General features: G+C 72.4%; 12 protein-coding genes. 3 read left to right on the top strand and 9 right to left on the bottom strand.

Annotated elements, in window-relative coordinates; all coding sequences use genetic code 11:
- Positions 1-27: 27 nt before the first annotated feature.
- Together ACFVVX_RS31415 and ACFVVX_RS31420 are read left to right on the top strand one after the other, a co-directional pair.
- Positions 28-684, top strand: coding sequence for an HAD family hydrolase (locus tag ACFVVX_RS31415; RefSeq protein ID WP_387950573.1), 657 nt, complete (start codon positions 28-30; stop codon positions 682-684).
- An 88-nt stretch (positions 685-772) separates the two neighbouring features.
- Positions 773-1,474, top strand: coding sequence for an alpha/beta fold hydrolase (locus tag ACFVVX_RS31420; protein ID WP_387950575.1), 702 nt, complete (start codon positions 773-775; stop codon positions 1,472-1,474).
- A 163-nt stretch (positions 1,475-1,637) separates the two neighbouring features.
- Here ACFVVX_RS31420 and ACFVVX_RS31425 read toward each other — a convergent pair whose 3' ends face one another.
- The gene (locus ACFVVX_RS31425; protein WP_387950577.1) at positions 1,638-2,225 is read right to left on the bottom strand and encodes a GNAT family N-acetyltransferase; all 588 of its coding nucleotides are present in this window, start codon (positions 2,223-2,225) and stop codon (positions 1,638-1,640) included.
- Positions 2,226-2,425: 200 nt separating this feature from the next.
- On the opposite strand from ACFVVX_RS31425, the gene ACFVVX_RS31430 reads away from it, so the two are divergent.
- On the top strand, positions 2,426-2,965 hold the full coding sequence (locus tag ACFVVX_RS31430) for a nucleotidyltransferase domain-containing protein (RefSeq protein WP_387950579.1): 540 nt from the start codon (positions 2,426-2,428) through the stop codon (positions 2,963-2,965).
- 179 nt (positions 2,966-3,144) lie between these two features.
- Here ACFVVX_RS31430 and ACFVVX_RS31435 read toward each other — a convergent pair whose 3' ends face one another.
- The 8 genes from ACFVVX_RS31435 to ACFVVX_RS31470 form a co-directional block, all read right to left on the bottom strand.
- Positions 3,145-3,642, bottom strand: coding sequence for a hypothetical protein (locus tag ACFVVX_RS31435; protein ID WP_387950580.1), 498 nt, complete (start codon positions 3,640-3,642; stop codon positions 3,145-3,147).
- Positions 3,639-4,025: a hypothetical protein gene (locus ACFVVX_RS31440; protein ID WP_387950581.1), complete on the bottom strand. Its 387-nt coding sequence runs from the start codon at positions 4,023-4,025 to the stop codon at positions 3,639-3,641. Before ACFVVX_RS31440 ends, ACFVVX_RS31435 begins: the two co-directional genes overlap by 4 nt.
- A complete protein-coding gene (locus ACFVVX_RS31445) occupies positions 4,022-5,578 on the bottom strand; it encodes a hypothetical protein (protein ID WP_387950582.1) in 1,557 nt (518 codons plus the stop codon). Before ACFVVX_RS31445 ends, ACFVVX_RS31440 begins: the two co-directional genes overlap by 4 nt.
- On the bottom strand, positions 5,575-5,919 hold the full coding sequence (locus ACFVVX_RS31450; RefSeq protein ID WP_387950584.1) for a type VII secretion target: 345 nt from the start codon (positions 5,917-5,919) through the stop codon (positions 5,575-5,577). The genes ACFVVX_RS31445 and ACFVVX_RS31450 overlap by 4 nt, the downstream gene beginning before the upstream one ends.
- Positions 5,920-6,390: 471 nt before the next feature.
- The gene (locus ACFVVX_RS31455) at positions 6,391-7,653 is read right to left on the bottom strand and encodes an MFS transporter (protein ID WP_387950585.1); all 1,263 of its coding nucleotides are present in this window, start codon (positions 7,651-7,653) and stop codon (positions 6,391-6,393) included.
- A gap of 431 nt (positions 7,654-8,084) precedes the next feature.
- Positions 8,085-8,558, bottom strand: a complete 474-nt coding sequence (locus ACFVVX_RS31460; RefSeq protein WP_387950587.1) for a GNAT family N-acetyltransferase — start codon at positions 8,556-8,558, stop codon at positions 8,085-8,087.
- Between the two features lie 153 nt (positions 8,559-8,711).
- Positions 8,712-9,764 (bottom strand): ABC transporter substrate-binding protein, encoded by a 1,053-nt coding sequence (locus tag ACFVVX_RS31465; RefSeq protein ID WP_387950589.1) that lies wholly within the window; start codon positions 9,762-9,764, stop codon positions 8,712-8,714.
- Positions 9,765-9,826: 62 nt separating this feature from the next.
- A complete protein-coding gene (locus ACFVVX_RS31470; RefSeq protein ID WP_387950591.1) occupies positions 9,827-10,624 on the bottom strand; it encodes a MerR family transcriptional regulator in 798 nt (265 codons plus the stop codon).
- Between the last annotated feature and the right edge of the window lie 23 nt (positions 10,625-10,647).

Consider the following 10,647-nt stretch of genomic DNA (forward strand, 5'->3'; position numbering starts at 1 on the left):
GTGCGGCGGGACTTCTATGCTGCCGTGATGATCAAACCGATTGAGCTGGTGATATTCGACTGCGACGGCGTGCTGGTCGACAGCGAACGCATCGCGGCACGCGTCCAGGTCGCGCTGGGAGCAGAGTTGGGCTGGCCGCTGACCGAGAGCGAGGTCGTCGAGCGGTTCATCGGGCGGTCCACCGCCTCCATCGCCGAACAGGTCGCCACCCGGCTGGGTGCCGAGACGGCGGCGCTCTGGGGGAAGCGGTTCGAACAGCTCCACCGTGAAGCGGTCGACGTGGGGCTGCGCCCCGTGGAGGGCCTGCCGGAGGCGCTCGCCGGGATCGCCCTGCCGACCTGCGTGGCGTCCAGCGGATCCCACGAGAAGATGCGCCACACGCTCGGGCGCACCGGGCTTTACGGGCACTTCGAGGGCCGCATCTTCAGCGCCACGGAGGTCGACCGCGGCAAGCCGGCGCCGGATCTGTTCCTGTACGCCGCCGAGCGGATGGGCGTCGACCCGGCCGCGTGCGCGGTGGTGGAGGACAGCCGCCCGGGAGTGCAGGCCGCCCGGGCCGCCGGGATGCGGGCCTTCGGCTATGCCGGAGGGCTGACCCCGGCCGAGCGGCTCGAAGGGCCCGCCACCGTCGTCTTCCACGACATGCGTGAACTGCCCGCGCTCATCGGCGGGTCGGGGCGGTAGGGGCGGTCGAGGTAGCGGGGACGGTAGGGCATGCTGCGCCGAGAAAATGCCGTGCCCGCTGTCACGCCCCCGCGCTACGTTGCCGCCCATGACGGAATTCGTACTAGTAGCAGGTGCCTGGCTCGGATCGTGGGCATGGGACGAGGTGGTGCCCGAGCTGCGGGCGGCCGGCCACGGCGTCCACGCACTGACGCTCTCTGGCCTCGCGGAGCGGCAGGGGCTGCCGGCCGGCCAGCAGACCCATGTCCAAGACATCGTCGACGAGATAGAGCGCCTCGACCTGCGCGACGTCGTGCTGGTCGGGCACAGCTACTCGGGCATCCCGGTGGGGCAGGCCGCCGAGCGGATCGGTGACCGGCTGCGCCGCGTGGTGTTCGTGGACTCCAACGTCCCGGCCGACGGCGAGTCCTTCGTCTCGGCCTGGCCGGAGGGCCGGTCGATGGTGGAGGGGTCGATCGCCGCGAACGGGGGCTTCTGGGCACCCCTGACCGCCGCCGACTACGCCGGACACGGTCTCACCGACGAGCAGATCGACCGGATCACGGCCGGCGCGACGCCCCACCCGGGCGCCACGCTGACCGAGCCGTCCGTCCTGCGGCGCCCGCTCGGCGAGCTCCCGGCGACGTACCTCAAGTGCGTGCTCGACGGCCCGGAGCCGATGGAGGCGGTCGCCGAGCTGCTGAAGAGCGAGCACTGGGAGCTGGCCGAACTGGGCACCGGTCACTGGCCGATGTTCTCCGAGCCGCAGGAGCTGGCCCGGATCCTGCTCCGGTCGGCCGCCGCATCCTGAGCGGCTGAGCGGCCGACCCGGGCCGATCTGAGCCGACCCGGCAGACTCGGCCGACCCGGCCACGAGGGCCCCGGCGTCCACCGGCGTCCCTCGGGGCGGGGGTCGCAGAGGCCTCGTGCCGTCGTTCCGGGCTGCGGTCAGGGCGGGTGTGCGGGCCTGCCGCTCACGGGTGCCGCGTGCCCGTCGAGGTCGGGGCCGAGCCCCGGCGTCCGGCCGACCACTCCTCCCGGAGCAGCCCGAACAGCACCCGGTCATAGCGCTCGCCGTCCACCAGCACGGCCGACCGGCGCCGCCCCTCCTCGTGGAACCCCAACCGGGTGAAGGCGCGCACGGCACGTTCGTTGCCGCTCCAGGTGTCCAGCTCCAGGCGGTTCAGCCCGTACGCGCCGAACAGGTGGTCCATGATCAGCCGGACGGCCTCCGAGCCGTGCCCCCGGCCCCAGAACTCCCGCTCCCCGATGGTGACTCCCAGCGTCGCGACCCCGGCGTAGGGGTCGAGGTCCCGGTATTCGGCCATGCCGATGACGCGGCCGTCCGTCAGGTCCTCGACCGTGAACACGGCCGCCTCCCGGGGGACCAGCCGCAGCATGGTGTCGAATCCGATCCCGATCGCCTCGGCGGTGACCGGCCCGAAGCACGGGTCCCCGGCCGAGGCCCAGCGCACCACCTCCGGGTCGTTCCGCCACCGGAGGTGGTGCTCCGCGTCCTCCGCGCGCAACGCACGCAGCTTCACCAGGGTGCCTTTGATCATGGTCGGATCATAGAACCGCCCGATCCGCGGTGTGATCGGGATCGGCATCCCGGCCGGTGCCAGTGCCAGTGCCAGCGTCAGTGCCGGTGCCGGTGCCGGTCCCGTGCCGGCTCCGACCGCGCCCGTCCTGCCGCTGCGCCCGCCTCGCCAGGGATAAACCACGTGCCGGGGAGCACGGGTGCCGCGTAGCCTGCCTGGTTGTGGACAAGGTGCGCGCCGAGCGGCAACTCCGTCTGATCGCCGAGGCCGTGGAGGTCGCCGGAGCCCTCGGGGCGGCGGTGTGGCTCCGCGGGGGGTGGGCGATGGACTTCTACCTCGGCGGGACCACACGCGACCATGCCGACATCGACTGGTTCCTCTGGGCGGACGACGCCGCAGGTGTGGCGGACGGACTGCTGCGGCGCGGCTACCGACCGGTGCCGGGGCCGCCGGCCGATCTTCAGCTCGACTTCGCCAAGCACGGGCTGGACAGCAGTTTCACGCTTCTGAAGCGGGATGAGGCCGGCCGTCCGGTGGTCGCGGGAGGCCCCTGGGCCGGTGCGCGCTGGCCCGAGGGAATGCTCGACGCCGGGCCCGGCCGGATCGGTGGTCTGCAGTGCGCGATCGTCAGTCCGCAGGCCCAGATCGAGATCAAGCGGATGATGCCAGTCTGGGATCCCGCCCGCCCGCGGCGGGCCAAGGACGCCGAGGACATCGTCCGGCTGGAGGAGGCCCTCCGGGCCCGGGGTGCAACGGTCTGAGGGCGGCCGCCGGACGTCGACGGCAGCGGCCCTGCCGACGGTCGGCGCGCAAGGAGCGCCTCCCGTCGACAGGGCCCACCGTCGGCTGCTGCGGCCACGAACCCGGCCCGGCCCGGTCGGCCGCCGGATCGCCGGTCTGTCGGCCCGCCAGCCCGCCGGCCCGTCAGCCCGTCGGCCCGTCAGCCCACCCGGACCCGGACCTCCTTCACCGCCAGCGCCTTGCAGGACGGCGAGCCGCCCGTCTGACGGCAGGTGGCGCGGTCGACGTAGTTCCAGGTGAGCGTGGTGGTGCCGACCGCCGTGGCGGTCCAGGTCTGGCGGACGGTGTGGCCGCACCCGACGGAGCCGGGCGGGCAGCTGGTCAACGCGACGTCCTCGCCGCGCCGGACCACCGCGGCGTCACCCGCACCCACCAGCTCCCAGCCGTGCGGGAGCGGGGCCGAGCGCAGCGCGACGCCCACCGAGCCGCCGACGCGCAGCTGGACGTCGGCGGGGTCGAAGGGGGGAAGCCGGCCGCCGCCGACCGCTTCCGCGTCGCCGTCGGCGGGGAGCGTGACGACGGCGTCCGGGTCCTTGGCCGCCGAGGCGGACGGTGAGGACGAGCAACCCGCCAGCGGTACCAGCACCGCGAGCAGCGCGCAGGCGACCGCGCCCCGGGCGGAGGGGCGAGCCGTCATGCGCCCAGCTCCCGGAGGTCGCGCCGCAGCGCGAGGAGCGCCGAGACCTCCGCCAGCCAGCGCGCGAACAGGTGCTCGCGCCCCAGGTCGGCGCCGCTCGCCGCGGCGGCCTGCAGCCAGCTGCGGACCAGCGTGCGGCCGGTCTGGCCGATCACCGGTTCGGGCAGGTCGAGGGCGGCCGCGAAGCCGCCGGCCCGGACGTGCTGGGCGAGGAAGCTCAACGGGTACGGGCCCACGCCCGCGGCCTCGGCGTGGTGGGTCGCGGCGATCGCGGCCTCGGTGAACAGGGCCTGGCGCGGGCCGCCGGCGAGCAGCAGGCCCCGGGTGATGGCCGTGGGGACATCGAGGTCCGCCAGTTCGGCGTCCGGCCGGACGGTGGTCATTTCGGCAGCTCCAGGGCGGTCGACTTGTTCAGGGGGTGTTCACCGGGGGTCAGTCCGCCGAGCTGGCTGTTGACGAACTGCTCCTCGGTCACCCAGGAGGTGAAGCCCCAGGGGTTGTAGACCTGCAGCTTGTCACCGTCGCGTCCGATGATCATCATCTGGTGGCCGGAGTCGTTGTTGCGCACGGTGATCGGTACCGGAAGGCCCTCGTCGACCGACTTCTCGATCCGCGCCAGCGCGGCCCGGCGGTCGTCGTCGCTCTTCAGCTCGACGTGCTCGTAGTCGGCGCCGGTGGCCTTGCCGAGGTCCTTGTCGGCCAGGTAGGTCTGGGCCTTGCTGCCGAGGCCCTTGTCCTCCTCCGGGTAGGTCTTCCTCCCGTCGGCCTTCTGCCCCTGGATGTACTCGTCGATGTAGGTCTTCTGCAGCCGCTGCTCGAAGTTCTGCGGGGAGTCGGCACCGGGCACGTCCGGCGTCCCGCCGGTGGTGAGCTGGAACATCAGCAGCGGGTCCAGCTTGGCCTGGGCGATCACGGTGGACGCGGCGACGCAGTCGCTGACGTCGCGCTGCGAGTAGACGCCGTACCCGTCGATGTTGACCTGCTGGCCCTGGTACGTGACGTCGATGTTGTCCGAGGACTCCCGGCCGGTGTCCCCGGTGGTCGTCGCGGGCACCAGGTGCTGGGCGAGCCAGGCCGGGTCGTCGCCGTGCGGGTGGATCGCGGCGTCGAACTTCTGGATGTCCGCCACCGAGTGGCCGGCGGCCAGCGCCTTCCAGAGGTACGCGGCCTCCTCGGGCGACTTGGCGCCGGACAGCAGGGCGCGGAACGCCGCCTGGTCCGCGCCGGTCATCACACCGAGGGTCTGGGTGGCGCGGTCGAGCTGGTTGGGCGTGAGGATGTAGCCGCCGTCCTCGCCCACGCCCGGGTTCTTCTCGGTGGCCAGGACCACGGCCGCCAGCGGGTCGATCGACCCCTGGCCGGCGCGCTCGGCGCGGGCCATCGAGGCGAGCTGGTTCAGCCGGCTGGCGGTGCTGGTGGCGCAGCTCTCGGCCCGCCGGGCCGCGGCCAGGCGGGCGCCGACACCGGCCATCGCGGTCTGCATCGCGCCCTGGTCGAAGCCGCCCAGGTCGTCCTTGATCTTGTCCCCGGCGGACTTCAGCTGCCGGCAGCCGTCCGAGTCGGTCTTCTGCGCCCACTCCAGGTCGTTGGCCCAGGCCTCCAGCAGCGTGGCGGCCGAGGCGAGGGTCTCCTTGGAGGTGGTGGTCTCCGCCGACATCGCCTGCACCGCCTGGGTGGCGTGCTCGGCCACCGAACCGGTCCAGACCGCGGGCAGCTGGTTGGTGGCGATGCCGGAGAGGTCCTGTGCGGCGCTCGCGAAGGAGGCGGACGCCTGCGCGTAGTCCTTGGCGCGGGCCCGCACGGCGCCAGGATCGCCGACCGGCGGAGGTACCGCCAAGGCCTCGTTGATGCCCTGCAGCAGGTGCAGGTTGGGGAGCATGAACTGCGGTTGCTCGATGTTGTGCTGAGCGTGCTCCAGATCCTTGACCTTGCTCACCGGCCGCCACCCGCCGTCACCAGGGAGGCGGTCACGGCCTTTTCGGCGTTGCGGTAGTTGGTCGTGGTGGTCGCCATCTTCTGCGACAGCTCGTCAAGGGCGCGCTGGGTGACCGATATCTCCTTCGACCAGGCGACGTCGAAGCTCGACCAGGCCTTGTCCATGCCGAACTCGCCGAACGCCGTCGACGCGTAGCAGGCCGAGCCGGCGAACGCCGTCTTGGCCGCCGCGATGTCGGTCGCCGTTTTGTTCAGCTGCTCGGTCACGCCGTTCAGGCCCGCCACGTTGACGCGGTATCCGTCCGATCCGCCGCTGGCGCCCGGCGCTGCTCCGCCGCTCATGGTTCCCCCGTTGTGTCAGGTACGTCCCGTCCGCAATGACTCCGGTGCCCGCGCAACTGGAGGCGTGGACACCGGAGGCAAGAGCCTAACGCGTGCCGGGGGCGCCCCGGACGACGAGGTTCGCCGCTCGGCAGTGGCGGAGCCGGGGTGGACCGGGCTGCCATCGGCGGGTGGTGAAGGACTGGTGACGAACGGTCGGGAGCTGGTGGTGGAGGGGTCGGTTTCTTGCGCCCGGCGCCATCGAATATGTAGACCGGTCTACTGGTCTACTGGTCTATCGGTCTACTGGTCCTCGGGCCCGCGGTCCGCCGGCTCGGTTCCCCTGGAAATAGGTAGACCGGTCTACCGGCTGGCCAGCCCCGTGCGTACACGCCCCTCGGAATATGTAGACCGATCTACCTTTACCGCGCTAATCGACCGATCGGTCTACATACTTGGCCACCTGCCCGGCACGCGATTCTGTTGACCGGTCTACCTACTGGCAGAATCTACTGACCGGTCTACATATTTCTTCTCAAGCGCCTCCGAACGCGCCGTCGCGCGGCGGCGGTAGCGGCGGTCGGTGGCGGTGCACCCGGCGAGCAGCAGGGCCGCGGCCGCGGCGGCGACGGTGATCCGGAAGGGTGCGGTCGGCGCGAAGTGGTCCGCGGACCAGCCGCCGAGGAAGGTGCCGGCGGACTGGGCCAGGATGATGGCGCTGACCAGGGCGGCCATGGCCTCGCCGAGCCGGGCCGGCGGGACGGTCCGCTCCACCAGGCCGAACATGGTGATCATCTGCGGCGCCACGGCCACCCCCAGGCAGCCGATGGCAGCGGCCAGGACGCCGATGCCGCCGCCCGAGAACAGCAGCAGCACGGACGTGCTGAAGAGCAGCACCGTCCCGACCCGCAGCCGCAGCGGCAGCTCCCAACGGGCCGGGAGGGCGGCCGTGGCGATCCCGGCGAACGCGCTGGTGAAACCCATGAAGCCGTAGAGCACCCCGGCGGCTCCCGGACGCCCGAGCGCATCCGTGGTGGCCGTCACCCCGACCTGTACGGAGCCGAAGCAGGCACCCAGCAGCGCCATCCCGGCCAGCAGCAGCACATACGGCGTGGTCAACAGCCGTTCGGCCGACCGGATCCGGCGCCCGCCCGCCCCCGGAGCGGCCGTCGGGTGCAGGGCGAAGAGCGTCGCGCAGACGCCGACCAGCGCCGCCGCCGTGAGGAGTCCGGCGGCCGGCGAGGCCAGCGTGGCGAGCACGCCGACGACGGCCGGGCCGGTGGTGAAGCTGACCTCGTCCACGATGCCGTCCAGCGAGAGCATCGAGGACGTCAACTCGCCGTCCCCGCGCGCCAACCGGACCCAGCGGCTGCGCGACAGCGGCCCGACCAGCGGGACGGAGAGGCCGATCAGCGCGGCCGGCGCGATCTGCCAGACCAGCGGGAGACCGCCCTCCGAGGCGCCGACCAGCGCGAGGATCGCCAGCGCGTTGACGGCCGCAGCGACCAGGCCGACCGTCCGCTGCCCGCGCCGGTCGGCGAGTCGGCCGATCAACGGTCCGCCGACCGCCTGGCCGACGGCCAGCGCCCCGGCCACCAGCGAACCGAGCCAGACGCTGTCGGTGTTGCGGGTGACCAGGAGCAGCGTGCCGATCGGGCACATCGCGTTCGGCAGCCGCCCCAACAGCGACCAGAGCAGCACCCGGCCGCCCGTCACCCGCGCCACCGCGCGGAACTTTCCGACCACGGACACCATGACGACCCCCACACGGAGCCGGCGCGGGCGCCCGCCTCCCACCACCGGCCCGACCAGGTGAAAGGGGACCTGCGGGTGAGCTTCGACCGTATGGTTCGGACGAACTCGCGGGTAACCGTGCGATCACCCAGTGGAGTCGACCGGCCGTCGCGGACGGGGTTGGAGGACCACCCAAGCCGGGGGCCGCCCAAGCCGGGGGCCGCCGAAGTCGGGGACGTCGCACCACAGTCATCAACACTTTCTTCGACCCGGCCGACACGATCGTCATCGTTCGCAGCCCGATCCGTCGGGCATGGACCACCCACCGCTGGGACGCCCGACCCCGACGCCGCCCGACCCCGACGCCGTCCGTGACCACCCGTCCGTGACCACCCGTCCGTGACCACCCGTCCGTGACCACCCGCCTATGACCACCCGCCTGTCCGCGCCGCCTACTGTCCGTCGGAGGCTTTGGCTGCTACGGTCAAGGACTTCTCGTAGCACACCGACAGCGGATCCTGCTCATGCGGCAGGTAGTTCGCGATCATTCGATATCCGGACCGCTCGTACAGGCGGATCGCAGCCGGCTGTCGGACGCCCGTCTCCAATCGCATCCACCGGCCGCCGAGTTCCCGGGCAAGCTGCTCGGCCGCTGTCAGTAGCGCACCGGCGGCGCCCCTTCCCCGGACGGCTGGGGACACGAACATCCGTTTCAGCTCGCAGGTCTCCAGCGAGATCGGCTGCACCGCACAACATCCGACCGCCTGGTCCTCCCGACGGACCAGCAGGTAGCGGGCCTCCGGAGACAGCGGAGTGGGACGGGCATCAGCGGCTAGCCCATAGACCGGGATCAACTCTGCCGTCATCGCGGCCATCAGGGAGCAGAGAGCCTGGTCGTCGGCGGCACAGGGAGAGACGAAAAACACGCGATCATCGTCGCAGCACGTTCCGCCGTCCCGCCGGCACCAGACCACGGTTTTCGGCCAGGCGGACAGCGCCCAAGCCGAGCCGCGACCCGACCCGACCCGCCCTGACCCGACCCGCCCTGACCCGACCCCGCCCGATCCGGGCGGACCGGGTCAGCCCACCAGGTCCTTCCGGATCTGGGCGAGGATCAGCCCGGCCCCGGTGTAGCCGATGCCGAGCATCCACAGGTTGTCGTCCACCTGGTAGACCCGCCCGTTCCGCACCGCGTCGAGGCTGCGCCAGAGCGCGCCCTCGGTGATCCGTCCGTGGTCGGACTTCGCCGCGTCGCCGTACACCGAGTAGAAGATGACGTCGGCGGCCGCCTGGTCCACCTGCTCGGGGCTGATCTCCAGCGAGAAGCCGGGCTTGTCCTGGTTGGCGGGCCGACCGACGCCGAGGTCCCTGAAGACCGAGCCGACGAAGGTGTCGTTGAGGTAAAGCCGGGTCGGGGCGCCGGCCAGGAAGCGGGCCATCCCGACGCGGGTGGCGGCCGTCTTCTCGGGCCCGCCGAGCGCCGTGACCAGCGCCCTCACCTTCCCCTGGTACTCCGCCTCCACCGCTGCGGCCTCCGTCTGGCGGCCCAGCGCCTCGGCGTGCAGCCGGAAGTTCTCCTTCCAGGCGGGGCCGGTGGTCTTGGTCAGGACGGTCGGCGCGATCTTCGACAGCTCGTCGTAGCGCTTGTCGTCGCGGACCTGGTTGCTGAGGATCAGGTCGGGCCGAAGGGCGGCGATCGACTCCAGACCCGGCTGGCCGATGACGCCGACGGGTTTGGTCCCGGCGAACCGCGCGGCCGGCAGATAGGCGGAGAACGGCGCGCCGTCGCTCACAGTCGTCGCGCCGACCGGGGTGATGCCCAGCGTCACGACCGAGTCCAGCGCGTCGGTGTCGAGGACGACCACCCGGACCGCGCGCTGCGGGACGGTGCTCTCGCCGCGCGCGTGCCGGACGGTACGGGTGCCGCCGGACGAGGCCCCACCGGAACCGGCCCCACCGGAACCCGCTCCACCCGACCCGGCCCCGTCCGAACCGGCACCGGAGGAGTCGGAGCCGGAGGAGTCGGAGCCGGAGGAGTCGGAGCCGCTCGAACCGCAGGCCGCGAGGAGGAGACCGGACCCCGCGGCGGCAAGGGCGGAGAGCGCGGCGCGGCGTGTGAACAGTTGGGGCATCGGGCGGCTCCAGAGGGTCCGGCGACAGGGCCGACCGCATTCCTGCCCGTCTGCCGGCGCGGCTACGCCTGGTCGCCCGGGCCGGTCTCCAGCCTTCGCTGGCGCAGCAGTTCGCCGTACTCGGCGTGCACCCGCCGGTCCATGGCGAGCGCGAACTGGGCGTCCGCCACCGTCCGGGCGAGCGGGCGTACGCGCTGGATCCGCTCGGTCAGCCGGGCGGCCTCGCCGGCGGGCAGCGGGGCGTCGGCGGCGAGGGCGCCGAGGATCTGCTCGCGGACCAGCACGGTGAAGATCTCGGCGATCGCGTCCGCGTGCTCCTGGGTCCGGCGGCTCGCCTCCAGCACGACCGACAGCGGCACGCCCTCGGCGACCAGGGCCGTGGTGGAGTCCATCAGCCGCCGGCTGACGTGGGTGATGCCGTCCTCCTGGACGGTGACGTAGCCCTGGGCGATGGACTCGGCGGTGTTCTCCTCGGTGAGCTGGTCGCCGAAGGCGTCCTTCAGCTCGTCCCAGTCCAGGTGTACCGGCGACTCGTCCGACCAGGGGGCGACGATCGCGGCCTCCAGTCCGATCAGCTCGGCGACGTCCCGGCCGCTCTCCCCGGCGCCGATGAGCTCGGCGATGCCGCCGAGGGTGTGGCCGCGCTCCAGGAGTTCGGCGATGACCCGCAGCCGGGCCAGGTGGGCCTCGCCGTACCAGGCGATCCGGCCGTCCTTGCGCGGCGGCTGGAGCAGCTTGCGTTCGCGGTAGAACCGCAGCGTACGGGTGGTGATGCCGGCCGCTTTGGCCAGTTCCTCCACCCGGTACTCGCGTTGTCTGTCGCCCGCAGCTGCTCTGACCTTGTCCACGGCGCTCAGCATAGGACTGGCGGTCGTCGAGGTAC

It is taken from the genome of Kitasatospora sp. NPDC058170 (assembly GCF_042883905.1).
Taxonomy (GTDB): Bacteria; Actinomycetota; Actinomycetes; order Streptomycetales; family Streptomycetaceae; genus Kitasatospora.

Excerpts from the sequence above, each read along its gene's own strand:
- ACFVVX_RS31415 (WP_387950573.1), top strand. The coding sequence starts at position 28 with ATGATCAAACCGATTGAGCTGGTGATATTCGACTGCGACGGCGTGCTG.
- ACFVVX_RS31420 (WP_387950575.1), top strand. The coding sequence starts at position 773 with ATGACGGAATTCGTACTAGTAGCAGGTGCCTGGCTCGGATCGTGGGCA.
- ACFVVX_RS31425 (WP_387950577.1), bottom strand. The coding sequence starts at position 2,225 with ATGATCAAAGGCACCCTGGTGAAGCTGCGTGCGTTGCGCGCGGAGGAC.
- ACFVVX_RS31435 (WP_387950580.1), bottom strand. The coding sequence starts at position 3,642 with ATGACGGCTCGCCCCTCCGCCCGGGGCGCGGTCGCCTGCGCGCTGCTC.
- ACFVVX_RS31440 (WP_387950581.1), bottom strand. The coding sequence starts at position 4,025 with ATGACCACCGTCCGGCCGGACGCCGAACTGGCGGACCTCGATGTCCCC.
- ACFVVX_RS31450 (WP_387950584.1), bottom strand. The coding sequence starts at position 5,919 with ATGAGCGGCGGAGCAGCGCCGGGCGCCAGCGGCGGATCGGACGGATAC.
- ACFVVX_RS31455 (WP_387950585.1), bottom strand. The coding sequence starts at position 7,653 with ATGGTGTCCGTGGTCGGAAAGTTCCGCGCGGTGGCGCGGGTGACGGGC.
- ACFVVX_RS31465 (WP_387950589.1), bottom strand. The coding sequence starts at position 9,764 with ATGCCCCAACTGTTCACACGCCGCGCCGCGCTCTCCGCCCTTGCCGCC.
- ACFVVX_RS31470 (WP_387950591.1), bottom strand. The coding sequence starts at position 10,624 with ATGCTGAGCGCCGTGGACAAGGTCAGAGCAGCTGCGGGCGACAGACAA.